The organism is Methylobacterium sp. 10, assembly GCF_000519085.1.
In the GTDB taxonomy this organism is placed as follows: domain Bacteria; phylum Pseudomonadota; class Alphaproteobacteria; order Rhizobiales; family Beijerinckiaceae; genus Methylobacterium.
Genome location: NZ_KI912577.1, coordinates 2,754,117 through 2,778,667, shown reverse-complemented (window position 1 = coordinate 2,778,667; position 24,551 = coordinate 2,754,117). Strand labels below are relative to the sequence as shown.

General features: G+C 66.8%; 24 protein-coding genes and 3 tRNA genes. 17 read left to right on the top strand and 10 right to left on the bottom strand.

The features are described from left to right. The first annotated feature begins 99 nt into the window (after positions 1 to 99). The 3 genes from lon (at position 100) to K368_RS0112845 (ending at position 3,021) form a co-directional block, all read left to right on the top strand. A complete protein-coding gene (gene lon, locus K368_RS0112855; RefSeq protein ID WP_027172758.1) occupies positions 100 to 2,529 on the top strand; it encodes an endopeptidase La in 2,430 nt (809 codons plus the stop codon). Between the two features lie 115 nt (positions 2,530 to 2,644). Beyond that, positions 2,645 to 2,720 (top strand) — tRNA-Val (locus K368_RS0112850). 46 nt (positions 2,721 to 2,766) lie between these two features. After that, positions 2,767 to 3,021 (top strand): hypothetical protein, encoded by a 255-nt coding sequence (locus K368_RS0112845; protein WP_027172757.1) that lies wholly within the window; start codon positions 2,767 to 2,769, stop codon positions 3,019 to 3,021. 41 nt (positions 3,022 to 3,062) lie between these two features. Here the strand turns inward: K368_RS0112845 and K368_RS0112840 are convergent, their stop codons facing one another. From K368_RS0112840 to K368_RS0112825, 4 genes are all read right to left on the bottom strand, one after another. Next, a complete protein-coding gene (locus tag K368_RS0112840; protein ID WP_027172756.1) occupies positions 3,063 to 3,578 on the bottom strand; it encodes a CAP domain-containing protein in 516 nt (171 codons plus the stop codon). A 193-nt stretch (positions 3,579 to 3,771) separates the two neighbouring features. After that, entirely contained in the window at positions 3,772 to 3,987 is a 216-nt protein-coding gene (locus K368_RS0112835) for a hypothetical protein (RefSeq protein ID WP_027172755.1), read from the bottom strand. Between the two features lie 126 nt (positions 3,988 to 4,113). Next, positions 4,114 to 4,190, bottom strand: a tRNA-Asp gene (locus tag K368_RS0112830). 57 nt (positions 4,191 to 4,247) lie between these two features. Further along, positions 4,248 to 4,324: transfer RNA gene (locus tag K368_RS0112825), tRNA-Asp, on the bottom strand. A 316-nt stretch (positions 4,325 to 4,640) separates the two neighbouring features. Between K368_RS0112825 and rpmI the strand changes: the two genes are divergently transcribed. The 12 genes from rpmI to K368_RS0112765 all read left to right on the top strand — a co-directional run bounded on the left by rpmI (position 4,641) and on the right by K368_RS0112765 (position 15,515). Next, entirely contained in the window at positions 4,641 to 4,844 is a 204-nt protein-coding gene (rpmI, locus tag K368_RS0112820; protein ID WP_018044555.1) for a 50S ribosomal protein L35, read from the top strand. Between the two features lie 46 nt (positions 4,845 to 4,890). After that, complete coding sequence (gene rplT / locus K368_RS0112815) at positions 4,891 to 5,265, top strand: 50S ribosomal protein L20 (RefSeq protein WP_018044556.1); 375 nt, start codon at positions 4,891 to 4,893, stop codon at positions 5,263 to 5,265. Positions 5,266 to 5,482: 217 nt separating this feature from the next. Beyond that, complete coding sequence (pheS, locus tag K368_RS0112810; protein WP_027172754.1) at positions 5,483 to 6,565, top strand: phenylalanine--tRNA ligase subunit alpha; 1,083 nt, start codon at positions 5,483 to 5,485, stop codon at positions 6,563 to 6,565. A 17-nt stretch (positions 6,566 to 6,582) separates the two neighbouring features. Then, positions 6,583 to 6,867: a hypothetical protein gene (locus tag K368_RS0112805; protein ID WP_155935126.1), complete on the top strand. Its 285-nt coding sequence runs from the start codon at positions 6,583 to 6,585 to the stop codon at positions 6,865 to 6,867. A 3-nt stretch (positions 6,868 to 6,870) separates the two neighbouring features. After that, positions 6,871 to 7,341 carry a hypothetical protein gene (locus K368_RS25590; RefSeq protein ID WP_155935124.1) on the top strand — a complete coding sequence of 157 codons (471 nt, stop codon included), beginning with the start codon at positions 6,871 to 6,873 and terminating at the stop codon, positions 7,339 to 7,341. Beyond that, complete coding sequence (pheT, locus tag K368_RS0112795; protein WP_027172752.1) at positions 7,338 to 9,761, top strand: phenylalanine--tRNA ligase subunit beta; 2,424 nt, start codon at positions 7,338 to 7,340, stop codon at positions 9,759 to 9,761. The genes K368_RS25590 and pheT overlap by 4 nt, the downstream gene beginning before the upstream one ends. Positions 9,762 to 9,799: 38 nt before the next feature. After that, positions 9,800 to 10,636, top strand: a complete 837-nt coding sequence (locus K368_RS0112790) for a DUF1186 domain-containing protein (protein ID WP_027172751.1) — start codon at positions 9,800 to 9,802, stop codon at positions 10,634 to 10,636. 106 nt (positions 10,637 to 10,742) lie between these two features. After that, the gene (locus tag K368_RS0112785; RefSeq protein ID WP_027172750.1) at positions 10,743 to 11,321 is read left to right on the top strand and encodes an NADPH-dependent FMN reductase; all 579 of its coding nucleotides are present in this window, start codon (positions 10,743 to 10,745) and stop codon (positions 11,319 to 11,321) included. A gap of 92 nt (positions 11,322 to 11,413) precedes the next feature. Next, positions 11,414 to 11,740 (top strand): hypothetical protein, encoded by a 327-nt coding sequence (locus K368_RS0112780; RefSeq protein ID WP_027172749.1) that lies wholly within the window; start codon positions 11,414 to 11,416, stop codon positions 11,738 to 11,740. Positions 11,741 to 11,889: 149 nt separating this feature from the next. Further along, positions 11,890 to 14,202 (top strand): ribonuclease R, encoded by a 2,313-nt coding sequence (rnr, locus tag K368_RS0112775; protein ID WP_027172748.1) that lies wholly within the window; start codon positions 11,890 to 11,892, stop codon positions 14,200 to 14,202. 133 nt (positions 14,203 to 14,335) lie between these two features. Next, positions 14,336 to 14,815: a DUF983 domain-containing protein gene (locus K368_RS0112770; RefSeq protein WP_027172747.1), complete on the top strand. Its 480-nt coding sequence runs from the start codon at positions 14,336 to 14,338 to the stop codon at positions 14,813 to 14,815. Continuing rightward, a complete protein-coding gene (locus K368_RS0112765) occupies positions 14,772 to 15,515 on the top strand; it encodes an NUDIX hydrolase (protein ID WP_027172746.1) in 744 nt (247 codons plus the stop codon). Before K368_RS0112770 ends, K368_RS0112765 begins: the two co-directional genes overlap by 44 nt. Before the next feature lie 269 nt (positions 15,516 to 15,784). Here K368_RS0112765 and K368_RS0112755 read toward each other — a convergent pair whose 3' ends face one another. The 4 genes from K368_RS0112755 to gor form a co-directional block, all read right to left on the bottom strand. Further along, complete coding sequence (locus K368_RS0112755; protein WP_027172745.1) at positions 15,785 to 17,185, bottom strand: 3-deoxy-7-phosphoheptulonate synthase class II; 1,401 nt, start codon at positions 17,183 to 17,185, stop codon at positions 15,785 to 15,787. Between the two features lie 224 nt (positions 17,186 to 17,409). Then, the gene (locus K368_RS0112750) at positions 17,410 to 17,709 is read right to left on the bottom strand and encodes an RNA polymerase sigma factor region1.1 domain-containing protein (RefSeq protein WP_027172744.1); all 300 of its coding nucleotides are present in this window, start codon (positions 17,707 to 17,709) and stop codon (positions 17,410 to 17,412) included. 84 nt (positions 17,710 to 17,793) lie between these two features. Further along, positions 17,794 to 20,091, bottom strand: a complete 2,298-nt coding sequence (locus K368_RS0112745) for an FdhF/YdeP family oxidoreductase (protein WP_027172743.1) — start codon at positions 20,089 to 20,091, stop codon at positions 17,794 to 17,796. An 84-nt stretch (positions 20,092 to 20,175) separates the two neighbouring features. Then, a complete protein-coding gene (gor, locus tag K368_RS0112740) occupies positions 20,176 to 21,561 on the bottom strand; it encodes a glutathione-disulfide reductase (RefSeq protein WP_027172742.1) in 1,386 nt (461 codons plus the stop codon). A gap of 324 nt (positions 21,562 to 21,885) precedes the next feature. Here gor and K368_RS0112735 point away from each other — a divergent pair, with 324 nt between their 5' ends. Together K368_RS0112735 and K368_RS0112730 are read left to right on the top strand one after the other, a co-directional pair. Continuing rightward, positions 21,886 to 22,275 (top strand): hypothetical protein, encoded by a 390-nt coding sequence (locus K368_RS0112735; protein WP_018044573.1) that lies wholly within the window; start codon positions 21,886 to 21,888, stop codon positions 22,273 to 22,275. Between the two features lie 50 nt (positions 22,276 to 22,325). Further along, complete coding sequence (locus K368_RS0112730) at positions 22,326 to 22,961, top strand: general stress protein (protein ID WP_027172741.1); 636 nt, start codon at positions 22,326 to 22,328, stop codon at positions 22,959 to 22,961. 77 nt (positions 22,962 to 23,038) lie between these two features. Here the strand turns inward: K368_RS0112730 and rpmG are convergent, their stop codons facing one another. After that, positions 23,039 to 23,206 carry a 50S ribosomal protein L33 gene (gene rpmG / locus K368_RS0112725; RefSeq protein WP_018044575.1) on the bottom strand — a complete coding sequence of 56 codons (168 nt, stop codon included), beginning with the start codon at positions 23,204 to 23,206 and terminating at the stop codon, positions 23,039 to 23,041. Between the two features lie 99 nt (positions 23,207 to 23,305). Continuing rightward, the gene (locus K368_RS0112720; protein WP_027172740.1) at positions 23,306 to 24,487 is read right to left on the bottom strand and encodes an MFS transporter; all 1,182 of its coding nucleotides are present in this window, start codon (positions 24,485 to 24,487) and stop codon (positions 23,306 to 23,308) included. Between the last annotated feature and the right edge of the window lie 64 nt (positions 24,488 to 24,551).

The window sequence follows — 24,551 nt, the reverse complement described above, 5'->3', positions numbered from 1 at the left end:
GATGTCCCCGACCCCGCGATGCGGCCCGGTCGGCCCGTGGCAGGATGCTTGCTCATTTCGAGGAGCTAGAGCCCGGAGTCCATCAAGAGGAAGTCCGACATGTCCCAATCGAAATCTCGCCAGCCGGTCGTCCCGGGTTCGACGGGCTCCTACGCCGTTCTCCCCTTGCGCGACATCGTCGTCTTCCCGCACATGATCGTGCCGCTCTTCGTCGGCCGCGAGAAGTCTATCCGCGCCCTCGAAGAGGCCGTCCGCACCGATCGCCACATCCTGCTGGCCACCCAGATCAATGCCAGCGACGACGATCCGTCCACCGACGCGATCTACAAGATCGGCACCCTCGCTAGCGTCCTGCAGCTGCTGAAGCTGCCCGACGGCACCGTGAAGGTGCTCGTCGAAGGCGCCGGACGGGCCAAGATCACGAACTTCAACAAGTCGGATTCGTTCTACGAGGCCGAGGTCGAGACCCTCACCGACGAGCTCGGCGACCCCGTCGAGGCCGAGGCGCTCGCCCGCTCGGTCATCTCCGAGTTCGAGAACTACGTGAAGCTCAACAAGAAGATCTCGCCCGAGGTCGTCTCCGCCGTCACCCAGATCGACGAGCCCTCGAAGCTTGCCGATACCGTCGGCTCGCACCTCGCGGTCAAGATCGCCGACAAGCAGGCGATCCTCGAAATTCCCACGGTGGCCGAGCGCCTCGAGCGCGTCCTGTCGCTGATGGAGAGCGAGATCTCCGTGCTCCAGGTGGAAAAGCGCATCCGGACCCGCGTGAAGCGGCAGATGGAGAAGACTCAGCGCGAGTACTACCTCAACGAGCAGATGAAGGCGATCCAGAAGGAGCTGGGCGATTCCGAGGACGGCAAGGACGAGCTCGCCGAAATCGAGGAGAAGATCGAGAAGACCAAGTTCTCGAAGGAGGCCCGCGAGAAGGCGATGGCAGAGCTCAAGAAGCTCCGCCAGATGTCGCCGATGTCGGCGGAAGCCACCGTCGTGCGCAATTATCTCGACTGGATGCTCGGCATCCCGTGGTCGAAGCGGTCGCGGATCAAGAAGGATCTGCTCGGTGCGCAGCTCATGCTCGATCACGACCATTTCGGTCTGGAGAAGGTCAAGGAGCGCATCGTCGAGTATCTCGCCGTGCAGCAGCGCGCCAACAAGCTCACCGGCCCGATCCTCTGCCTCGTCGGCCCTCCCGGCGTCGGCAAGACCTCGCTGGGCAAGTCCATCGCCAAGGCGACCGGACGCGAGTTCGTGCGGATGTCGCTCGGCGGCGTCCGTGACGAGGCCGAGATCCGCGGTCACCGCCGGACCTATATCGGCTCGATGCCCGGCAAGATCGTCCAGTCGATGCGCAAGGCCAAGACCTCGAACCCGCTCATCCTGCTCGACGAGATCGACAAGATGGGCCAGGATTTCCGTGGCGATCCGTCCGCGGCACTCCTCGAGGTGCTGGACCCCGAGCAGAACGGCACGTTCAACGATCACTACCTGGAAGTCGATTACGACCTCTCGGACGTGATGTTCGTGACCACGGCGAACACGCTCAACATCCCTGCGCCCCTGATGGACCGCATGGAGGTGATCCGTATCGCCGGCTACACCGAGGAAGAGAAGCTTCAGATCGCGCGCAAGCACCTCATCCCGGGGGCGGTGAAGAAGCACGGCCTCACGGTCAAGGAATGGGAGATCGACGATTCCGGCATCCTCATGCTCATCCGCCGCTACACGCGGGAAGCGGGCGTGCGTAACCTGGAGCGCGAGATCTCGAACCTGATCCGCAAGGCGGTGAAGGAGATCCTCATCACAAAGGTGAAGGCCGTCGCCGTCACCGAGGAGAACCTGCCGAACTTCCTCGGCGCGCCGAAATTCCGCTACGGCGAGATCGACGAGGAGGATCAGGTCGGCGTGGTGACGGGTCTTGCCTGGACCGAGGTCGGCGGCGAGTTGCTGACGATCGAGGGCGTCATGATGCCCGGCAAGGGCAAGATGACGGTCACGGGCAACCTGCGTGACGTGATGAAGGAGTCGATCTCGGCCGCGGCGAGCTACGTCCGCTCCCGGGCCGTCGACTTCGGCATCGAGCCACCGCTGTTCGAGCGTCGCGACATCCACGTCCACGTTCCGGAAGGGGCGACCCCGAAGGACGGTCCGTCGGCCGGTATCGGCATGGCCACCGCCATCATCTCCACCCTTACCGGGATCCCGGTGAGGAAGGATGTGGCGATGACCGGAGAGGTCACCCTGCGTGGCCGCATCCTGCCCATCGGCGGCCTCAAGGAGAAGCTGCTCGCGGCCCTGCGCGGCGGGATCAAGACCGTCCTCATCCCCGAGGAGAACGCCAAGGACATCGCCGAGGTGCCCGACAGCGTGAAGAACGGGATGGAGATCATCCCGGTGGCGCGCATGGACCAGGTGCTGAAGCACGCCCTCGTGCGGCAGCCGGTGCCGATCGAATGGGAGGAGCCCCTTCCCGTCGCCCGCCGCCCCGTGGTCGGCGAGGACGAGCCGACGACGGTCATCGCCCATTGAGCGAGAGGGTGCTTTGAAAATGGAAAGGCCCCGGAGCACGCTCCGGGGCCTTTTCTTTGTGGCCGCTGAGGGTTGCCATCCCGACGATGCTTGGATTAACGATGCGGCGCGCATCGGGCGGTTAGCTCAGTTGGTAGAGCGTCTCCTTTACACGGAGAGGGTCGGCGGTTCGAGCCCGTCACCGCCCACCACGCCTCTTCCCGTTCCCTTGCCCCTCCCCGGCTACAGAGACCAGCGATGACGGCGCGCGGCTTCCCCACCCCCTGGCTCGTCGTCGAGAAGGTCGAGAGTTTCAGCATCGAGGATGCGGAGGGGGCGGCCGTTGCCTGGACCTACTTTTCCGACGAGGCGGACAAGCGGGAGGCGACGGGCCTCATGACCCGCGAGGAGGCGTTGCGGATCGCCAGGGCCATCGCGATGATCCCCGAGATGCGCACGATCATCCGCAACATCCAGGACGGGCTGACCGAGGCCGACCAGATTACGGATTGAGCGGCGCGGCGAGGTCCCGCGCCCCCTGAACCACTGCGCCGTCAGTTGCCGGCGAGGACCAGGGCCCAGAAGCGCTTGTAGCGCGTGCCCGGCGCATCGACGCGGGCGATGCCGATCCGCTTGAGCTGGGGCATCAGCATGTTCTTGTTGTGCTCGGACGAATTTTTCCAGCGCGCGAGCACCTCGTCGAAGGTATTGGAGCCGGCACTGAGGTTCTCGGCCGCGAAGGAGCGGCCAAATCCCGCCCGCGCCATGCGCGAATCGAAGGTGCCGCCGATTTCGTGGCTGAGCCTTCCGGCCTTGGCATTGGATTCCGCCTGATAGGAGGCCGCCCGGATCAGGCTGGAATCCAGCACCACCGGGCCGAGCCCATGCGACGCCCTGTAGCGGGAGATCGCCGCGGCAGCCGCGCCCTCGTCGAGGATCACCGGGCTCGTGAGGTTGTCGGCCTCGGGCAGGATCGTCGGGCCGCCGCAGCCGCCGAGGGTCAGGAGGCTCCCCATAAGGCCGACGGCGCTCAGGCGCGCCAGGGAGGGGGACAAGTGGAAAGGAATCATCGTTCGGTGCCGGTTCGCTGCGCTGCCGTGTCGTCGGCTTCGCCATCCCGGCCCGATGGGGCGAAATCGCGGCGGCGGCGCGAACCGGGTCGCAGGACGGGCCGATGTGTCCGATGCGCCACGCCACGGGACACGACCCGTATCGTACCCGTGCGGATAGGCTCGTGGAGGGCTCGGCCCCGGCCCGACCCTGTCAGATCCGCGTGCCGAGATCCCGGGGCGGCGAACCGCAGCGCCATGCGGTGATGCGGTAATCGGGATGGGTGTCGATCCACCGCGCCAGCTGCGGCTGGGCCACGCGGATGCACCCCCTCGCATCAGCGACATCGAGCGGCAGCCGCTTCGATTCGCAGGTCTCCGGCGCATGCGCCATGCAGGCGGTGAAATACAGGAAGAAGAAGCCTGCCATGGTTCGGACAGCCCATTTCGCGAGTCGCGCTCGATCAAAGGCTAGGGCGCGAACATCCCGTGTCGAGGGTATCCCTCGGCGCGACGCGCATGGATGCTGCAAGTTCGGCGAATAATGTTTCGAGAATGGCGCGGGCGACGGGACTCGAACCCGCGACCTCCGGCGTGACAGGCCGGCACTCTAACCAACTGAGCTACGCCCGCGTATCTGGGTAGCCGGGCATTCGGGTTGTCCACCACGACGCATGTCGTTGATGGACGTGGCGCGGGCGACGGGACTCGAACCCGCGACCTCCGGCGTGACAGGCCGGCACTCTAACCAACTGAGCTACGCCCGCACGGCGTCCCGCCCCGTTTCCGGCGGTGTCGGGGGTCTAGTTTCCGCATACCGGCCTGTCAAGCAACCGGACGCAGCATTTCCATCGAAAATCCGGTCGCCGTCGTTTTGAGACAGGACCGCACGGGAGGGCTGACGGCTCGGGGAGCGCAGCCGCCATTGAAACCACGTCGCTTTTCTGTCATACGCCCCCTCGCGTTGAACCGCCCGGCCGAAAGGGCTGCCGTGGCGGTTCGTGCTGCTCCATCAGAAGCATCAACCGAGCGCACGTCTTCGACCTCCCGGGGTCAGAGGGCATGCGCGTTCAGGAGAGCCAAATGCCCAAGCTGAAAACCAAGTCGGGCGCGAAGAAGCGCTTCAAGATCACCGGCACCGGCAAGGTCATGTATGCCCAGGCCGGCAAGCGCCACGGAATGATCAAGCGGACGACGAAGCAGATCCGCAACCTGCGCGGCACCACCACCCTGTTCGAGGGCGATGCTGCCAACGTGAAGAAGTATTTCCTGCCCAACAGCCGGTAATCCTTCGCCGCAGCCGATACTGTTTTCGTAATCCAGGAGAGAACCCATGGCCCGCGTCAAGCGCGGCGTGACCAGTCACGCAAAGCACAAGAAAGTCCTCAAGGCCGCCCGTGGCTATTACGGCCGGCGCAAGAACACGATCCGGATCGCCAAGCAGGCGGTCGAGAAGGGCATGCAGTATGCCTACCGCGATCGTAAGAACAAGAAGCGCACGTTCCGCGCTCTCTGGATCCAGCGTCTCAACGCCGCTGTCCGCGAGCACGGCCTGACCTATTCGCGCTTCATCAACGGTCTCGCGAAGTCCGGCATCGAGGTGGATCGCAAGGCTCTGTCCGAGCTCGCCATTCACGAGCCGGCCAGCTTCGCGGTGGTGGTGGAGAAGGCCAAGGCCGCTCTTCCGGACCTCGCCAAGGCTGCCTGACTCGCCAAGGCTGCCTGACTCGTGAAGGCTGCCTGAGGCGCGTTCACACGCCCTCTCATTCGTCGATGCGAAAGGCGCGGACCGAGAGGTACCGCGCCTTCGTCTTTTGCAAAGGATCGTCGGCAGGCGCGCTTGCATTGGCAGCGCTTACCCGCAAAACCGCTCGCGGGGGCCGCACACGATCCGAAGGCCAGATGCCAACCGGTGGTTTGAACCGATGACCGATCTCGAAACCCTCGAAGGCGATCTGCTCGGGCAGGTCGGCAGCGCGTCCGACGAGGCCACCCTCGATGCCGTACGCGTCGCGGCTCTGGGCAAGAAGGGCTCGGTCTCCGACCTGCTCAAGACCCTCGGCAGCATGACACCGGACGAGCGCAAGGAGCGCGGTCCGCTCATCAACGGGCTGCGCGACAGGGTTCAGGGCGCCATCGCCACGCGGCGTGAGGCGCTCACGGAGGCCGCCCTCGAAGCCCGCCTCGCGGCGGAGCGGATCGACGTCACCCTGCCGGTGCGCGATGCGCCGGAAGCGCGCGGGCGCATCCATCCGATCAGTCAGGTCATGGACGAGATCACCGCGATCTTCGCCGATATGGGCTTCTCGGTGGCGGAAGGTCCGGACATCGAGACCGACGATTACAACTTCACCGCCCTCAACTTCCCGCCCGGCCATCCGGCGCGCGAGATGCACGACACCTTCTTCCTGGCCCCAGACCGCAACGGCCAGCGCAAGGTGCTCCGCACCCATACGTCTCCGGTCCAGATCCGCACCATGCGGTCGCAGGAGCCGCCGATCCGCGTGATCTGCCCCGGCCGCACCTATCGCCACGATTCCGACCAGACCCACACGCCGATGTTCCATCAGGTGGAGGGGCTGGTGATCGACAAGAGCGCCACCATCGCCAACCTGAAATGGGTGCTGGAGGAGTTCTGCCGCACGTTCTTCGAGGTCGATGCGGTGAAGATGCGGTTCCGGCCGTCGTTCTTCCCCTTCACCGAGCCGTCGGCGGAGGTCGATATCCAGTGCTCGCGAAAGGGCGGCGAGATCCGCTTCGGCGAGGGCACCGACTGGCTCGAGATCCTCGGCTGCGGCATGGTCCATCCGAACGTGCTCAGGAACTGCGGCTACGACCCCGACTTCGTCCAGGGCTTCGCCTTCGGCATGGGCATCGACCGGATCGCGATGCTGAAATACGGCACGCCCGATCTGCGCCCGTTCTTCGAGGCGGATGTGCGCTGGCTGGAGCATTATGGCTTCCGCCCGCTGGACATCCCGAGCTTGGTGGCCGGGCTGACGAGTTGATGGGCATGGAGCGATCGATGACCGATCAGGAGATTACCAGCCTGGTGTCCGAGGTTCTGCGCGAGCAGATTCCCGAGGCGGGGTTCTTAGGGGCCGAAGCCGTTTCCAGCTCGGATTTCGACGGAGATCCGGTCATCAAGATCGTCGCTCGTTATCAACGTCGGCCAGAGACGAAGCCCGATCCGCTGCTGAATGCCAGCCACATCTTGCGGTCTGCACTCATCAGCCGAGGAGAAGACCGCTTCATTTTGCTGAAGAACGATGTCGTCAGCGAAAAGCAGACTGAAAGCGATATAGACTGATCCATGGCTTCTATGGTCGATCTCATGTTGGATCAGGCGGAAGTTCTGGTCCAACAGAACCCCCGTAGCGGCGCAGCGAAGCGGCGGGCAGTCAGCTCGGCATATTATGCGGCGTTCCATGCCCTCATGTGGCTCTGTGCTTCCGAGATGCTGCCCGGTGGCGATACCAATTCCGCTGATTTCGAACGCGTCTATCGCGGTATCGATCATGGCCCGATGAAGAATGCATTCCAGACGAATGGCCCGTTGAAGCAAACGATCGTTCTACGGGACATCGGAACCGACCTGATCCAGCTTCAGGAGGCACGCATGATTGCGGATTATTCGCCTCCCCGGAGCAACTTGTTCGATCTGGCCGCGGTCAAGGAACATCTTGACCGGGCAAGAAGTGTCGTCTCGCGCTTAGAGGGTTTGACCGGCCTGGACCGTCAAACCCTAGCCGTTCACCTCCTCTTCCAGGCGAGAAGAAAATGAAATTCACCCTCTCCTGGCTCAAGGAGCACCTCGACACCGACTCGTCTCTGGAGACCATCTCCGAGACGCTGACTCGGATCGGCCTCGAGGTCGAAGGCATCGAGGACAAGGCGGCGGCTCTCGCGCCTTATGTCGTCGCCCATGTGCTCACGGCCGAACAGCACCCCAATGCCGACCGCCTGCGCGTCTGCACCGTGGATGCCGGCGACGGACAACCCCTGCAGGTCGTCTGCGGAGCGCCGAATGCGCGGGCGGGGATGAAATCGGTCTTCGCGCCGCCGGGCACCTACGTGCCGGGCAAGAACATCACCCTGTCGGTGGGGAGCATTCGCGGGGTCGAGAGCCGGGGCATGCTCTGCTCCGGGGCCGAACTCGGCCTCGGCGACGACCATGACGGCATCCTGGACCTGCCGGCGGACGCCCCGACGGGCCAAGCCTACGCCCTCTATGCCGGCCTCGACGATCCGGTCATCGAGATCAACCTCACCCCGAACCGCCCGGATTGTACCTCGATCCACGGCATCGCCCGCGATCTCTCGGCCGCCGGCATCGGCGTGTTGAAGCGCGAGCCGATGCGGCCCGTGCGCGGCGAGGGTGAGTGCCACGTGCCGGTGTCGCTCGATTTCGAGCGCGCGGACAAGGGATTGTGCCCGTATTTCACCCTGCGCCTCGTGCGCGGCGTGAAGAACGGCCCCTCCCCCGACTGGATGCAGGCCCGCCTGCGCGCCATCGGCCTCCGCCCGATCAACGCGCTTGTCGACATCACCAACTACCTCACCTTCGATCGCGGCCGCCCGCTTCACGTCTTCGACGCGGCCAAGGTGAAGGGCGCTCTCACGGTCCGTCGCGCCCGCGACGGCGAGAGCCTGAAGGCCCTCGACGGCAAGACCTATGCGCTCGACGACGGAATCGTCGTCATCGCCGACGAGAACGGCCCCGAATCCATCGGCGGCATCATCGGGGGCGAGGCCTCCGGCTGCGACGAGGGCACCGTGGACGTCATCATCGAATCCGCCCTGTGGGATCCGGTGAACATCGCGCAGAGCGGCCGACGCCTCGGGATCATCACCGATGCGCGCTACCGCTTCGAGCGCGGCGTCGATCCGCTCTTCGCCCTGCCGGGGCTCGATCTCGCCACCCGCCTGGTCGTCGACCTCTGCGGCGGTACGCCGAGCGAGGCGGTGATCGCCGGTGAGGTGCCCGAGACCGAGCGGGTGATCGATTTTCCCTGGACCGAGACGCGGCGCCTTGCCGGGATCGAGCTGTCCCGCGCCGAGATGAAGGTGACGCTGGAGACCCTCGGGTTCCACGTGGCCGGCTCAGGCGAGCGGGTGAAGGTCCTCACCCCGTCCTGGCGGCCGGATGTTGAAGGCAAGGCCGACCTCGTGGAGGAGATCATCCGCATCGCCGGCCTCGACCGGATCGAGCCGAAGCCGCTGTCGCGCGGCGATGCCTCCATCGGCAAGGCGAGGCTGACGCCCCTGCAGAAGCGCACGCGTCTCGCCAAGCGCGCACTGGCGACGCGCGGCCTCGTGGAGGCGGTGACGTGGTCGTTCATCCCGCATGACGATGCCGTCCTCTTCGGCGGCGGCAAGGCGGATCTGGCGCTCGCCAACCCCATCGCCGCCGATCTCTCCGACATGCGTCCGAGCCTGGTGCCGGGCCTGCTCCGGGCGGCCCAGCGCAACGCCGACCGCGGCTATGGCGACGTCGCCCTGTTCGAGGTGGGCCAGTGTTTCGAGACCGACCAGCCTGAGGGCCAGTCGATCCGCGCCACGGCCGTACGGCGGGGCACCGCACGCCACGAGGGCGCCGGCCGCCATTGGGCGGGTGCCGCCGCCACCGTCGATGCGTTCGAGGCCAAGGCCGACGCCCTGGCGCTCCTCTCCGCCCTCGGCGTGCCGACCGGTGGCCTCCAGATCGTTGCGGGCGGTCCCGGCTGGCTGCATCCCGGACGCTCCGGCACGATGCAGTTCGGGCCGAAGAACCAGGTCGGCTATTTCGGCGAGATCCACCCCCGCGTGATGAAGGCCCTGGACCTCAAGGGCACGCTCGTGGCCTTCGAGATCACCCTGGATGCGATCCCCCTGCCGAAATATCGCCCCACCAAGGTGAAGCCCGCGCTGGCCCTCTCCGATTTCCAGCCGATCTCGCGTGATTTCGCCTTCGTGGTGGGGCGCGACGTGGCGGCGGGCGACGTGGTGAAGGCGGCGCAAGGTGCCGAGCGCAAGCTCATCGCCGGGATCGACGTCTTCGACATCTACGAGGGGACGGGCATTCCCGAGGGCGCGAAATCCGTCGCCATCGCCGTGAGGCTCCAGCCGGTGGAACGCACCCTCACCGATGCGGAGATCGAGGCCGTGACGGCGAAGATCGTCGCGGAGGTCGCCCGCAAGACCGGCGCGACCCTGAGGGGTTGAGATCGGGTCACAGCACTTCAGGCAAGGAAGCCGATCACATGGCGAACCAGGAACTGATCGACGTCTTGTCGGCCGCCAAGCATCTGCCGAAGGAGGCGATGCTCCAGGCCCTGGCGACGCCCTCCGAGGTCGCCGAGCCCGTCCTGTCGGTCCTTGCCCTGGCGGCGGAGGGCAAGGACCTCGACGAGGCACAGGGCAACCTGCTGTTCTGGGGGCTGCACATCCTGGCGGCGGCCGGCGAGACGCGGGCCTTCGCTCCGCTCCTGGGCATCCTGCGGCGCCAGGATTCCGACGGCCTCGACGCGCTCCTCGGTGATGCGCTCACCACCACCATGGCCAAGGTGCTCACCAGCCTCTTCGATGGCGACGTCGCGCCGATGCACGCGTTGCTGCTCGATTCGACGGTGGATGGCTTTGCCCGCACCGAGGTCTTCGCAGCCCTCGCCTTCTTGACCCAGACCGGACGCATCGACCGGACCCGGACCCATGACCTCCTCGTCCGCTTCGACGACAAGCGCGCCGCCGTGGAGGGCGACGTCGCCTGGGTCGGTTGGGAGGAGACCATCGCTCTCCTCGGCTTCGCCGATCTCGCCCTGCGGAGCACGGCCGCCCGGGCCGATGGCCGCCTGACCAACGAGTTCAGCGACGCCCAATGGTTCCAAACCACCCTGCGTCGGGCGACCGCGAAGCCGGACGACATGCAGCTGTTCGACGGACAGAACTACGGCACGTTCGACGACCCGATCGGGGCCCTGGCCTGGACCGCCGAGGGGGCGGGCCTGCCGGTCCGCAATCCGGTGAAGATCGGCCGCAACGATCCCTGCCCGTGCGGAAGCGGGAAGAAGTACAAGAAGTGCTGCCTCAGCGCGGCCTGACGATGGGGCCGGGCGACCGATAGCGCGACCCGCCCGCCACCCGCGACAGCATCCGTCTCCGGCGATACGATGGACCGACAGTGTTCAACTCCGCCGGAGCAGCGCCATGTCCCTCGTGATCCCCGTCATCCTCGGTTCCGTCCGCAGCGAGCGGCAAGGCCTGCGCGGTGCGCGCTTCGTCATTCGGCTGCTGGAGGAACGCGGTATCGAGGCGCCGCTGGTGGACCCGGCGGAGTTGAAGCTGCCGCTCCTCGACAAGATGTACAAGGAATACCCCAGGGATGAGGCGCCCCCCGTGCTGGAAGAGCTCGCCACGCTCTACCGCCGGTCGGACGCCTTCGTGGTGGTATCGGCCGAGTACAACCATTCGATCCCGCCGGCCCTCTCGAACACCCTCGACCATTTCCTCGAAGAGTATTTCTGGCGGCCCTCGGCCATCGTCTGCTACTCGGCGGGGCAATATGGCGGCGTCCGCGCGGCGATGCAGTTGAGGGCGATGATGGCTGAGCTTGGCGCGCCGAGCATCGCCTCGCTCCTGCCGATTCCGCGCATCCACAAGGCGCTCGACGCGGAGGGCGTGCCGCAGGAGGAGTGGCTGTCGAAGGCCGCAAAGCGCTTCCTCGACGAACTCGTCTGGCATGCCGAGGCGCTGAAGGCGCAGCGCGCGAAGGGCACCCCCTACTGAGCACAAGCCCTCTGCGACGGGAGCCCGCCGATGCGCGGCCCGGCGCAGGTCTTGCGCGTTGACCCTCCATGATGCCGGAGGCCGCAACACCGATGACGATTCTTCAAACTCTTCTCGCCAGCCTCGTGAAGGCGGCTTTGATCTCGGACGATACGGAGAGCCTGCACTGGCGCGAGGAGGCGCGGCGCGCCCATGCCGCCCTGGTCGCCGACGCCGAGGCGGCCAGATCCCTCAAGATCGATGGCATCTGGATTCTGGCCGTGGGCGAGGCCGAGTCGCCCGAATTCCAGGATTCGGAGGGCCGGGTGTCGTTCGGCCTGCCCGTCGCCTGCCCGTTTACCTTCGCCGACCTGCTCGACCCCGGTTTCGACGTCGATCTCGCGGTGGAGCGGATCGCCGGATCGGCCTCCACCGGTTGATGACACGGGATCGTCCGCCGAACGGCGTTGCCGCGAGGCCCCGGCGGTCCCATGTTTGCAGGCAACGGAGAGTTCTCCCCCGAGACCTGTCCAATCCCGCGCCGGCCTTGGGGTTTCGGCGCGCCACACGACCCCGAGCCCAGAGACCTTTGGCCAGACGCATCAATCCGAACCCCGGGCAAAGCGCCCTGCCCTCCCGCGAGCAGATCGTCGCCTTCATCGAGCAGGCGACGGAGAAGGTGGGCAAGCGCGAGATCGCGGCGGCCTTCGACATCAAGGGCGCCGACCGCATCGGCCTGAAGCGTATCCTCAAGGAGATCGAGGTGGACGGCGAGATCGAGCGCGGCCGTGGTGGACTGGCCCAGGCCGGCCGGCTCCCGCCGGTGACGCTCGCTGACATCAAGTCGCGGGATCGCGACGGCGACTTCTTCGCCGTTCCCGTGGAATGGGACCACGCCAAGGGGCCGCCGCCGAAGATCCTGGTCTCCTCGCCGCGCAGCGGCAAGAAGCCGGGCCGTGCCGCGCCCGGCATCGGCGATCGCGCTTTGCTGCGGGTCGAACCGATCCCCGGCGAGAGCGGGCGCTATTCCGGCCGTGTCATCAAGGTCATCGGCAAGAACAAGGCGGAGATCATCGGCGTCTACCGCTCAGGCCCCGACGGCGGCCGCATCGTGCCCGTGGAGAAGCGGGCGCAGGGCCGCGAGATCGCGATTCCCGCCGGCGAGGAAGGTGAGGCGCGGGACGGCGACCTCGTCAGCGTCAGCCTTGTGAGCGAGAGCCGGTTCGGCCTGCCGCGCGGGCGCGTGACCGAGCGCCTCGGCTCGCTCGGCTCCGAGCGCGCCGTGAGCCTCATCGCCCTGCATCTCCATCACATCCCCCATGTCTTCGCCGCCGACACCCTGGCGGAGGCCGACGCGGTGGAGCCCGTGGGGATGAAGGGCCGCGAGGATTGGCGGGCCGAGCCGCTGCTGACCATCGACCCGCCCGACGCCAAGGACCATGACGACGCCGTCATGGCGGTGCCGGACCCGGACGAGGCCAATGCGGGTGGCTTCGTCGTCACCGTCGCCATCGCCGATGTGGCCGCCTATGTCCGCCCCGGCTCGGCCCTCGACCGCGAGGCGCTGTTGCGCGGCAACTCGGTCTACTTCCCCGACCGGGTCGTGCCGATGCTGCCGGAGCGCATCTCCAACGACCTCTGCTCGCTGAGGGAGAAGGAGGATCGCCCCGCCATCGCCGTGCGCATGGTGATCGGCGCCGATGGGGTGAAGAAGCGCCACAGCTTCCACCGGGTGATGATGCGCTCGCGGGCCAAGCTGTCCTACGCACAGGCACAGGCGGCCATCGACGGATTCGCCGACGAGACCACGGCGCCGCTATTGGAGCCGGTCCTGCGCCCGCTCTGGGTCGCCTACGCGGCCCTGACGGAGGCTCGCGAGGCGCGCGGCCCCCTCGCCCTCGACCTGCCCGAGCGGAAGGTGCTGCTGACGCCCGACGGCGCCGTCGACCGGGTGGTGGTGCCCGCCCGCCTCGATGCGCACCGCCTCATAGAAGAGTTCATGATCCAGGCCAACGTGGCCGCCGCCGAGACCCTGGAACAGGCCAAGCAGCCGCTGATCTACCGGGTCCACGACGAGCCGGCCCTGGAGAAGATGCGGGCGCTCGGCGAGGTACTGGCCTCCATCGGTATCAAGATCCCCAAGGAAGGGGCACTCCGCCCCGCTCTGTTCAACCGCATCCTCAGTTCCGTGGCCGAGACCGAGCACGCGATCTTCATCAACGAGGTCGTGCTGCGATCGCAGGCGCAGGCCGTCTATGCCGCGCAGAATCTCGGGCATTTCGGCCTGAATCTCAGGCGCTACGCCCATTTCACCTCGCCGATCCGGCGCTATGCCGATCTCATCGTCCACCGGGCGCTGATCGCCGCGTGCCGGCTCGGTCCGGACGGCCTGTCATCCGACGTGACGGTGGGGGCCCTCGATCAGATCGGGGAGCAGATCTCGGCCGCCGAGCGTCGCGCCATGGCGGCCGAGCGCGAGACCATCGACCGGCTCATCGCGCACCACCTCGCCGACAGGGTCGGAGCGAACTTCACCGGCCAGATCTCGGGCGTCACCCGCGCCGGGCTCTTCATCAAGCTGGACGAGACCGGTGCCGACGGCTTCGTGCCGATCTCCACCATCGGCAACGATTTCTACCATCACGACGAGGCGCGCCATGCCCTGGTGGGCTCGCGCAGCGGCGAGACCCATCGCCTCGGCGACCGGGTGGAGGTGAGGCTGGTGGAGGCGGCGGCCGTGGCCGGCGCCCTGCGTTTCGAACTGCTCTCCGAAGGCCAGACCAAGCCGCAGGCGGGCGGGGCGAGATCCCCGCGCTCGCCGAGCTTCCACAAGGCCGGGCCGCCCGGCCGGCCCGCGGGCATCCGCAACTCCGGGTCGCGCCATCGCGGGTCGCGCCGCTAGGGCGGCTGGTGTAGGATCTCGCCTCGTCGGAACGGTTCTTCCCAGCCGCCGACCTCATCCCGAGGTGCCGCGCCAGCGGCACGTCGGGACGAGGTCGCGGTGTTGAACATCCGAAACGGAAAATGGGATCGCCATGACAGCGAGCGTCGAGACCCTGCCCGGTGAGCGCGTCGGCCTCATCAAATCCATGGCTCGCGGCTTCGTGTGCCGCTGCCCGCATTGCGGCGAGGGCAAGCTCTTCGGCAAGTTCCTGAAGGTCCGCCCGATCTGCGAAGAGTGCGGGCTCGAATTCCATCACCACCGGGCCGACGACTTGCCGCCCTACGTGGTGATCTTCATCATCGGCCATATCGTCGGGTATTTCATCCTCGAACTCGAGACGAACTACGACGTGCCGTTGTGGTTTCAGCTGTCGTTCTGGCCGATCGTCACCCTCGGATCGGCCCTCGCCCTGCTCCAGCCGGTGAAGGGCGCGGTGGTCGGATTGCAGTACGCCCTTGGCATGGGGGGCTTTGCCACGCTACCGACGGGACCAAGCGTGGCAATTGCGCGCTCCGAGGAGGTTCAGCTTGGACCAAGCGACAATCCTACCCCCGGCCTCGGCCACGCCTGAATCCCCCAGGCGCCCCGCCACTCTGCGGCCCCGCAACGCGGCGACCCTCATCATCATCGACCGCACGGCGCGGCGTCCCAAGTTCCTGATGGGCAAGCGGCACGAGGGCCTCGCCTTCATGCCCGGCAAGTTCGTGTTTCCCGGCGGGCGGATCGAGCCCGGAGACCGCCGCATGAGCGTGGCGGGAGCGCTCTCGTCGCGGGCCGAGGATGCCTTGGCCAAGCGGGTGCCCCGCGCCTCGGACTCCCTGGGGCGGGCGCTCGCCCTCGCGGCGATCCGCGAGACCCACGAGGAGACCGGTCTCTTCCTCGGCACCACCGAATACGGCCCGCCCGAGACCGTGCCGGAGGGAAGCTGGCAGGCGTTCAAGCAGTTCGGCGTGATGCCCGACCTCGAAGCGCTCCACTTGGTGGCGCGGGCGATCACGCCGCCGGGCCGGCCGCGCCGGTTCGACACGCGCTTCTTCACCATCGACCGCAAGGCCGTGGCCGCCGAACAGCCGGGGATCGTCACGCCCACATCAGAACTGGTGGAACTCGCCTGGGTGAGCTTCGCCGAGGCGCGGGAGCTCGACCTGCCGCGAATCACCCGCGTGGTGCTCGACGAGCTGGAGCTGCAGATCGCCGGAGGGTTCGCGCCGTATCTGCCGATTCCGTTCTTCTACGAGCGCAGTGGCAGGAACGTCCGCGAGGTTCTGTAGACGTCATCAGGAACCGGACCCGCTCACATTCCGTTGAACAAACGAGGATAGAGTTGGAGTACGACCATGATGAAGGGCGGTTTGCTGTGGTTGATCGGTATCCCCTTGCCGATCATTCTGCTGATCTACTTCTTCACGTCCTGGCTGCACTGAGCTGCACTGGGACGGAATCATCCGCTGGCGCGGTGGCGTTGTAGCGGATGTGAAATAGAAAAGCCCTCTCTCCCTTGCCGGGAGAGAGGGCTTTTCTCATGTGCGTCGGTCCGACGTTACTCGGCGGCGTCGAGGCGCGGGCGGACGATCTCGGCGCGCTCGCGCTTGACCAGTTCCGCCGTGAGGAACGCGACTTCCAGGGCCTGCTCGGCATTGAGCCGGGGATCGCAATAGGTGTGGTAACGATCCTGCAGGTCGTCGGCCGTCAGCGCGCGGGCGCCTCCGGTGCATTCCGTCACGTTCTTGCCGGTCATCTCGAGATGGATGCCGCCGGCGATGGTCCCCTCCGCCCGGTGCACGCCGAAGAAGCCTTCGATCTCCGTCATCACCCGCTCGAACGGCCGGGTCTTGTAGCGGCCGGCCGAGATGGTGTTGCCGTGCATCGGATCGCAGACCCACACGACCTTGCGGCCTTCGCGCTCGACGGTGCGAATCAGCCCGGGCAGATGCTCGCCGACCTTGTCCGCGCCGAAGCGGCAGATCAGGGTCAGCCGGCCGGCCTCGTTCGCCGGGTTGAGCTGGTCGATCAGCGTGATCAGCCCCTCGGAGGTCATCGACGGCCCGCATTTCAGCCCGATCGGGTTCTTGATGCCGCGCGCATACTCGATATGCGCGTGGTCGGCCTGACGGGTGCGGTCGCCGACCCACAGCATGTGGCCGGATGTGGCGTACCAGTCGCCGCTGGTGGAATCGACGCGGGTGAGCGCTTCCTCGTAGCCCAGCAGCAGGGCCTCGTGGCTGGTGAAGAAATCCGTCGTGCGGACTTCCTGATGCGTCTCCGGATTGATGCCGATGGCGCGCATGAAATCGAGGGCGTCGCTCATCCGCTCCGCCACGTCCTGGTAGCGCGAGGATTGAGGGCTGTCCTTGACGAAGCCGAGCATCCAGCGATGCGCGTTCTCGAGGTTGGCATAGCCGCCCGAGGCGAAGGCGCGCAGCAGGTTGAGCGTCGCCGCCGACTGGCGGTACGCCTCCAGCTGCCGGCGCGGATCGGGGATGCGCGCCTCCTCGGTGAAGGTGATGCCGTTGACGATGTCGCCCCGGTAGCTCGGCAGGCTCACCCCGTCCATCGTCTCGGTGGGCGAGGAGCGCGGCTTGGCGAACTGCCCGGCGATGCGGCCCACCTTCACCACAGGCGACCCACCCGCGAAGGTGAGCACCAGGGCCATCTGCAGGAAGACGCGGAAGAAATCGCGGATGTTGTCGGCCGAATGCTCGTCGAAGCTCTCGGCGCAATCGCCGCCCTGGAGCAGGAAGGCTTCCCCGGTGGAGACGCGGGCCAGCGCGGATTTCAGCTTGCGCGCCTCACCTGCAAAAACCAGGGGCGGAAAGCTCGCGAGCTGGGTCTCGACCGTCTGGAGCGCAGCGGCATCCGGATAGGCCGGTACCTGCTGGATCGGCAGGTTGCGCCAAGATGTCGGCGTCCAACCGGTCTTCGATGTCCAACGCTCGCCCATGATGATCTCCCGTCCACCTCTCGGCCGGCTTCGCGACAAGGGAGAATCCCTTGCGAAGAGCGCGGCTTATAGAGCGGTTCTCGAAGAGAAGCGAGGGATACGCGCCGGCTGCGAGGTGGTCCCGCGCGATAAGGCCAAGGTTTATCCCGGAGATGGAGAGGGGCTTGCGTCCACTCGAGGCGATGCCGGATCTGTGCGCCGTCCGCGATAGTGGAGACGAGATACTATTCCCCCTCGCCGTCCTCCACGGCGATGCCGTGCTCCGACAAGATCCAGAAGATCGCTTCGAGATCCTCGGCCGTCACGTCGCGCGGAGGCAGGGCTTCCTCCAGATCCTCGTAGGTCAGGCGACGCGCCCGCTGCGCTTCGGCCTTGGCGAGGAGGCGATCCACCGTGTCGCGCATGTCCTCCGGCAGGGCGTCGTGGCTCGGCAGGCGACGATCGGCCTCCGGAAACAGAGACTGCTCCAGCATTCGGTCGATGATCGCCTGGCGCCGGTCATGCGCTTCGTCGTTCTTTGCCATACCCATGTTATGGGGCGCGAAAGCCGCTCGAAACAAGAGAGCCCCGCGTGGCTCGCACCAAAGATCCGGGCCCGGCTATGGGCCTCATCCGTGTAGCGGCAGGGTGGAACGCGCGATCCGCACCGGGATCGCCTTGGCGGCCGGAGTCTTGGATTGCTCGTCATGGTGCCAGAGCGGGATCAGGGGATTGAGCTCGGGGTAGTAGCCCGCGCAATTTCCCGCCGGGATGTTGTAGGCGACGATGCGGAGCCCTTTCACCGAACGGATCCTGTCCTCCGCTTCCGTCGTCACATCGACGATCTCGGCATCGGCGAAGCCCAGGCGGGCGATGTCCTCGGCATTCATGAACAGGATCGTCCGCGTACCCTTCACGCCGCGAAAGCGGTCGTCGTAGCCGTAGACCGTGGTGTTGAACTGGTCGTTCGAGCGCAGGGTGATGAGGTCGAGGGCGTCGGCGCTGCGCAGGGGCATGTCGGGATCGGCTTCGATGCCTTCCGGCACGGTGAAATTGGCCCGGCCCGTCTCCGTCTCCCAGCGGCGGTCGCGGGCGGCCAGGGGCTTGTGGATGCCGCCGGGCTCGAACATCCGACGGTCGAGGTCCTGGAACACCGCGGGGTAGGTCGCCTCCATGGCCCCGCGAATGCGGGAATAGTCGCCGACCCATGCGTCCCAGGGCACGTTCGGGTTCGGCGCGACGGTGGCCTTGGCGATCTCGGCGACGATCCAAGGCTCCGAGCGGACCTGGTCGCTCACCGGCTTCGTCTTGCCCCGCGAGCCGTGGAAGCACGAGGTCGAGCTCTCCATCGAGACCGCTTGCGGCCCGCTCGCCTGGGTGTCGATCTCGATCCGGCCGAGGCAGGGCAGGATATACGCGACCTCGCCGTTGACGAGGTGGGAGCGGTTGAGCTTGGTCGAGATCTGCACGGTGAGGCGCAGGGTCCGCCACGCTTCCTCCATCCGCACCGTCTCGGGAATGGCGCGGACGAAGTTGCCGCCGAGGCTGATGAAGGCCTTTACGTCGCCGGATACGATGCCCTCGCAGGCTTCCACCGTGTTGAGGCCCTTCTCGCGGGGCGGCTCGAAACCGTACTGCTCCTTCAGGACGTCGAGGGGGGCGAGTTCGGGCTTTTCGGTGATCCCCACCGTGCGCTGGCCCTGCACGTTGGAATGGCCGCGAACCGGACAAGGACCTGCGCCCTTCCGCCCGATATTCCCGCGCAGGAGCAGGAGGTTCACCAGCATCTGCACGGATTCCGTGCCCTTGCGATGCTGGGTCAATCCCATGCCGTAGACGCCGATGACGGCACGCGCGCGGGCGTAGACGGTGGCCGCCGCCTCGATGGCGGCGCGGCTCAGGCCCGACCGGCCTTCGAGGGCGGGCCAATCCTGGCTGTCGCAATAGGCGGCGAAGGCGTCGAATCCATGGGTGTGTTCGTCGATGAAGCTCCGGTCGAGGATGCCGGGACGCCCGACGCTCAGCGCCTCCCGGTGGGCGGCGATGAGCGCCTTGCACATCCCGGTGATCGCCGCGAGATCGCCGCCCGCCTTGACCTGATGATACTGGGTCGAGATCTCGGTGGCGTGGCGGGTCGCCATCTCCACCACGGATTGCGGGTTGGTGAAGCGCTCCAATCCGCGCTCGCGCAGGGGGTTGAAGGTGACGATCGGAACCCGGCGTTTACGCGCCTCCTGCAGCTGGTGGAGCATCCGGGGGGCGTTCGAGCCGACATTCTGGCCGAAGAACAGGATCAGGTCGGTGGTGTCGAAATCGTCCAGGACCACCGTTCCCACGGGGACGCCGATCGACGCCTTGAGGCCGACGGAGGTCGGCTCGTGGCACATGTTGGACGAGTCGGGCAGGTTGTTGTTGCCGTACATCCGGGCGAAGAGCCCATACATGTAGGACGTCTCCAGGGACGCACGACCCGACGCGTAGAACACCGCCGATTTCGGATCGAGGGCGCGCAATTCCCGGCCGATCGCCGCCGTCGCCTCGTCCCACGACACCGGGACGTAACGATCGCTGTCCGCGTCGTAGCGCATGGGATGCGTGAGCCGGCCCTGCTCCTCGAGGGCGTAATCGGTCCAGCCGCGGAGTTCCGTCACCGTGTGCCTGGCGAAGAAATCGGGCCCGCAGCGCTTGGCGGTCTGCTCCCAGGCCGTCGCCTTGGCGCCGTTCTCGCAATATTCGAAGGTGAGCGGCTTGGCTGGCTTGGCCCAGGCGCAGGACACGCACATGAAGCCGTCCGGCTTGTTCTGCTTCATCAGCAGCGCCGCACCGGTGACGGGGATCTCCTCGCGAAGCAGGATCTCGGTGAGGGATTGCGCCGAGCCCCAGCCGCCGGCCGGCCCGTCATAGGCCTCGATCTTCGGCTCCGCCATCTTGTCGGTCATTCACAGGGCCTCTGACGCTGGGTCGGTCCTCATGCCAACGGCAGCGCCGAGCCCCTGTTCCGGGGTGCGGCTCTAACCCACTCCCTCCGGCCGCTTGGTCACGGCGGGCACCCGCATGGTGACGAGTTCCTCGCCGGCGGTGGGATGCACCGCGATGGTCCGGTCGAAATCGGCCTTCGTCGCGCCCATCGTCACGGCGATGGCCACCGCCTGGATGATCTCGCCGGCATCGTGGCCGACCATGTGGACGCCGAGCACCCTGTCGCTGGCGCAATCCACGATGAGCTTCATCAGGACACGCTCGGCGCTGTTGGACAGCGTCGCCTTCATCGAGCGGAAGCTCGACTTGTAGATGTCGATGGCCTCGAACCGCTCGCGTGCCTGATCCTCGGTGAGCCCGATCGTGCCGATCTCCGGCGTCGAGAAGACCGCCGTGGCGATGAGTTCGTGGTTCACTGCCCAGGGTTTGCCGCCGAATACGGTATCGGCGAAGGCATGGCCCTCGCGGATGGCGATGGGCGTCAGGGCGGCGCGGTTGGTGACGTCGCCCACCGCGTAGATCGAGGGCACGCTGGTCTGCGAAAAGGCGTCCACCGGGATCGCGCCGCTCGCGTCGGTCTCGATGCCCACATTCTCCAGGCCGAGGCCGCTCACCGCCGGCTTGCGCCCCGTGGCGACGAGGACCTGATCGACCTCGATGACGCTGCCATCGCCCAGGGTGGCGGCGATGCCGCTCTCCCGCCGTTCCAGGCGCTCCACCGTCTGGTTGAGCCGGAGATCCAGGCGCTTGTCGAAGGCGAGGCCGAGGGCGTCGCGCACCTCGTCGTCGAACCCGCGCAGCAGGCGGTCGCCCCGGTGCAGCAGGGTCGTGCGCGATCCGAGATGCGCGAAGACGCTGGCGAACTCCACCGCGATGTAGCCACCCCCGATGACCAGGATACGCTCCGGCAAGGTCTCCAGCTCGAAGACCTCGTTGGAGGTGATGCCGAGATCGCCGCCGGGAATGACCGGGACCTTTACCGGATGCGCGCCCACCGCCACGAGGATGTGTTTCGCCCGAACGCGGCGCCCCGAGCCGGTGAGACGGACCGTATGGGCATCCTCGATGACGGCCCGCTCGGGAATGACGGTGACGCCCGCCCGTTCGAGATTGGTGTCGTAGATCGATTCGAGGCGCGAGACCTCGGCGTCGCGGCGGGTCTTGAGGACGCTCCAATCGAAACGCGGCTCGCCCACGGACCAGCCGAAGCCGGCGGCATCCTCGAACTCGTCGGCGAAGCGCCCGGCATAGACCATCAGCTTCTTCGGCACGCAGCCGCGAATCACGCAGGTGCCGCCGATCCGGTACTCTTCGGCAAGGCTGACCATCGCCCCGTAGCCGGCTGCGATGCGTGCCGCGCGCACGCCCCCCGAGCCGCCACCGATGACGAACAGATCGACGTCGAATTCGTCGGTCATGGCAGGCTCCTTCGCAGCGACAGGCTTGTGGGCGACGATCTTGGGGGACGGCAGAACCGACGCCGTCCGCTCTATCGCAGATCGGCGGCCTCCGTCATCGCCGCGACGCGAAAATCCGGAGGACCGATGTGGTTCCGCGATTGGAAGACGAAACGTCGTCATTGCGCGCGCAACGAGAGTCGGGAAGCGTGATCCGGCCCGCTCGATGGCGCTATCATGGGTTATTCGGCGAAGCTTGAAAATAAAGCCACGCTTTGAGGGCGCGCATTTACGGAACGCTTTGGCTCCCCTCCGAATTGAATGGGTCCGATAAGGGAGATTATTATGCGACATCAGCTGGCTACACTCGCCTTTGTGGCGATTCTTGGCTCGAGCGCGGCCTACGCGCAGACCACCGTGACCGGCAAGCCCGCCACCGACGCCGAGACGAGCGCCAAGTCAGGCGGTCAGGAATCCGTGACGCGTCCGAACACCGACAAGCCCGACGCCAACCGCCCCGCCACCACACAGGCGACAGCGGCCAACGCCAAGCTCGAGGAAGGCGCCAACAGCTTCACCGAAGGCCAGACCCGCAGCCGGCTGGAGCAGGCTGGCTACAAGGACGTCAAGGAACTCAAGAAGGACGACAAGGGCATCTGGCGCGGGGCGGCGACGCTCAACGGCAAGCCGGTCACCGTCGGCGTCGACTTCAAGGGCAACGTCGCGGCCAACTAGCCGCGTCCCTGAAGCCGCCGGCCTGTCGATACAGTGAGAGGAACGATCCCATGGCAAACCAGACCATTACCGCACTTTACGATTCGTATGACGACGCCGGCAAGGCCGTCGCCAAGCTCGAAGCGTCGGGCATCAGCCACAGCGACATCAGCATCGTCAGCAGCAACGAGAACGACCGGCATGCCGGACGCGTGACGACGGGCGATCATACCCGCACCGACACCGCCGAGACGGCGTCGACGGGTGCTGGCACCGGAGCCGGCGTCGGCACGCTGCTCGGCGGTGCGGCCGGCCTCCTGACCGGGCTCGGACTTCTTGCGATCCCCGGTGTCGGCCCCGTCGTCGCCGCCGGCTGGCTCGTGACCACCCTTGCGGGCGCCGGCATCGGTGCCGCGGCAGGCGGCCTTGTCGGCGGCCTGACCGGCGCGGGATTGAGCGAAGCCGATGCCCATACCTACAGCGAGGGCGTGCGCCGTGGCGGCACGCTCGTGACCGTCAAGGCCGACGATGTCCGCGCATCGCAGGTGATGGACGTTCTGGAAGAGCACGGTTCGGTGAACGTCACCGAGCGTGCCGAGGGCTGGAAGGCCGATGGCTGGACCGCGCCTACCACGACGCCCTCCGATGCCACGACGGTTCCCGGCGCCCGCCCGGGCGTGCGCTCCTACCCCACGGCATCGCTGTAACTCCGACGCCTGGCCTCAACGGAAAAAGCCGCCCGAAAGGGCGGCTTTTTTGTGCCGTCTCGACGAGGAGACGAGGCTTACTTGATCTTGGTTTCCTTGAAGTCGACATGCTTGCGCACGACGGGGTCGTACTTCTTCATGGACAGCTTCTCGGTCTGCGTCCGGGAGTTCTTCTTCGTGACGTAGAAGTAGCCGGTGTCGGCGGTCGAGATCAGCTTGACTTTAACGGTGACGGCCTTGGCCATGGCGCGGTGCTCCTGAAAGTGGCGGCATTCCGCCTGAGCGAAACGCAAAATGGCCGGCGCGGACCGGCTGAATTCCGCGCGGTCATTGCCTCATCGGGCTCACTTCGTCAAGGCCGACCCGGTTGTCCGAAGTCGCCAGAGGACGAGACAGGCATAGGCGACGAGCACGCCGCACATGGCATGGGCGAAGCCCTGGGGGGGCATCAGGTCCATGCCGCCGCCGATGATCGGAGGCCCGACCATCAGGCCGATATTGTAGAAGATCAGGAAGGCGGCATTCGCTCCGGCGAGTTCTGCCCCGCGCACGCTGGCCCCCAGATGGGCCAGCCCGACGGTGTAGAGCGTGCCGGTCAAGCCGCCCCAGATCAGCAGAAGGACGGCGAGCCATACCGGGGAGGCCGAGGCCGCCGGGATCAGCGCCGCGCCGATCGCACCGCCGAGGGCCGAGACGAGGAGGAGGTGGCGGCGGTCGAACCGGTCGGCCAGGAGTCCGAACGGGATCTGGAACAGGACGTGGCCGAGGGCGAGCATGCTGACGAGACCGGCGGCACCCTCGGCATCGAACCCGATCCGGAGGCCGTAGAGCGGCAGGATGGCGAATCCTCCGGTCTCGACGGCGCCGTAGACCAGGGCCGCGAAAATGGCGGCCGGTGCGAGGCGGACATAACCGAGGAAGCCGCGGCTGCTCTTGCCCTCGATCGACGGCGCCAGGCCGCGCGCCAGGGCGATGGGTACGGTGCCGAGCAGGAACAGGGCGGCGCCGGCGCAATACGGCGCATAGCCCTGGGTGCCGATGACGACGAGGAGCGTCGGTCCCACCGCGAAGCCCAGCGCCAGCACCGTGGCGTAGATGCCCATGACGAGGCCGCGCCGCGCCGGTGGCGCGACCTCGTTGATCCAGAACTCGGACAGCACGAAGAGCACGCCCAGCGTCGCCGAGAAGACGAAGCGGAGGGGGAACCACCAGCGGATATCGTGGAGCAGCTTGAACCCGACGAGGGAGGCCGCGCCGGTGCAGATCGCCAGGATGAGGACGCGCACGACGCCGATCCGGGCAGCGAGGCGTGGCACGAACGGTACGGTGATGATGCTGGCCAGACCCGCCAGCGCCGTGTTGACGCCGATGAGCGTGCTCGACACGCCCATGCGCTCCATCTCGAGGGAGAGGAGCGGGATCGACAGGCTGAGGCCGATGCCGACCACCGCCACGCAGGTGATCGCGGCACTCATCGCCACCACCTGGGCGCGATCGAGAATGTCCGAGGCGGGGCGGTCGAGCATGCGCGGAGGCGTTCCTGAAGTCGCGCCCTAATCCTGCGCGGGAACGCGTGTCTCTACCTCATCC

What these genes read in the sequence shown, in the direction of transcription:
- gor (WP_027172742.1), bottom strand. Translation starts at nt 21,561, where the DNA reads ATGACCGACGAATTCGACGTCGATCTGTTCGTCATCGGTGGCGGCTCG.
- K368_RS0112755 (WP_027172745.1), bottom strand. Translation starts at nt 17,185, where the DNA reads ATGGGCGAGCGTTGGACATCGAAGACCGGTTGGACGCCGACATCTTGG.
- rplT (WP_018044556.1), top strand. Translation starts at nt 4,891, where the DNA reads ATGGCCCGCGTCAAGCGCGGCGTGACCAGTCACGCAAAGCACAAGAAA.
- K368_RS0112750 (WP_027172744.1), bottom strand. Translation starts at nt 17,709, where the DNA reads ATGGCAAAGAACGACGAAGCGCATGACCGGCGCCAGGCGATCATCGAC.
- pheS (WP_027172754.1), top strand. Translation starts at nt 5,483, where the DNA reads ATGACCGATCTCGAAACCCTCGAAGGCGATCTGCTCGGGCAGGTCGGC.
- K368_RS0112745 (WP_027172743.1), bottom strand. Translation starts at nt 20,091, where the DNA reads ATGGCGGAGCCGAAGATCGAGGCCTATGACGGGCCGGCCGGCGGCTGG.
- K368_RS0112840 (WP_027172756.1), bottom strand. Translation starts at nt 3,578, where the DNA reads ATGATTCCTTTCCACTTGTCCCCCTCCCTGGCGCGCCTGAGCGCCGTC.
- K368_RS0112845 (WP_027172757.1), top strand. Translation starts at nt 2,767, where the DNA reads ATGACGGCGCGCGGCTTCCCCACCCCCTGGCTCGTCGTCGAGAAGGTC.
- K368_RS0112785 (WP_027172750.1), top strand. Translation starts at nt 10,743, where the DNA reads ATGTCCCTCGTGATCCCCGTCATCCTCGGTTCCGTCCGCAGCGAGCGG.
- K368_RS25590 (WP_155935124.1), top strand. Translation starts at nt 6,871, where the DNA reads ATGGCTTCTATGGTCGATCTCATGTTGGATCAGGCGGAAGTTCTGGTC.
- pheT (WP_027172752.1), top strand. Translation starts at nt 7,338, where the DNA reads ATGAAATTCACCCTCTCCTGGCTCAAGGAGCACCTCGACACCGACTCG.
- K368_RS0112780 (WP_027172749.1), top strand. Translation starts at nt 11,414, where the DNA reads ATGACGATTCTTCAAACTCTTCTCGCCAGCCTCGTGAAGGCGGCTTTG.
- K368_RS0112790 (WP_027172751.1), top strand. Translation starts at nt 9,800, where the DNA reads ATGGCGAACCAGGAACTGATCGACGTCTTGTCGGCCGCCAAGCATCTG.
- rpmI (WP_018044555.1), top strand. Translation starts at nt 4,641, where the DNA reads ATGCCCAAGCTGAAAACCAAGTCGGGCGCGAAGAAGCGCTTCAAGATC.
- K368_RS0112835 (WP_027172755.1), bottom strand. Translation starts at nt 3,987, where the DNA reads ATGGCAGGCTTCTTCTTCCTGTATTTCACCGCCTGCATGGCGCATGCG.
- lon (WP_027172758.1), top strand. Translation starts at nt 100, where the DNA reads ATGTCCCAATCGAAATCTCGCCAGCCGGTCGTCCCGGGTTCGACGGGC.
- K368_RS0112735 (WP_018044573.1), top strand. Translation starts at nt 21,886, where the DNA reads ATGCGACATCAGCTGGCTACACTCGCCTTTGTGGCGATTCTTGGCTCG.
- K368_RS0112730 (WP_027172741.1), top strand. Translation starts at nt 22,326, where the DNA reads ATGGCAAACCAGACCATTACCGCACTTTACGATTCGTATGACGACGCC.
- rpmG (WP_018044575.1), bottom strand. Translation starts at nt 23,206, where the DNA reads ATGGCCAAGGCCGTCACCGTTAAAGTCAAGCTGATCTCGACCGCCGAC.
- K368_RS0112720 (WP_027172740.1), bottom strand. Translation starts at nt 24,487, where the DNA reads ATGCTCGACCGCCCCGCCTCGGACATTCTCGATCGCGCCCAGGTGGTG.
- K368_RS0112770 (WP_027172747.1), top strand. Translation starts at nt 14,336, where the DNA reads ATGACAGCGAGCGTCGAGACCCTGCCCGGTGAGCGCGTCGGCCTCATC.
- K368_RS0112805 (WP_155935126.1), top strand. Translation starts at nt 6,583, where the DNA reads ATGACCGATCAGGAGATTACCAGCCTGGTGTCCGAGGTTCTGCGCGAG.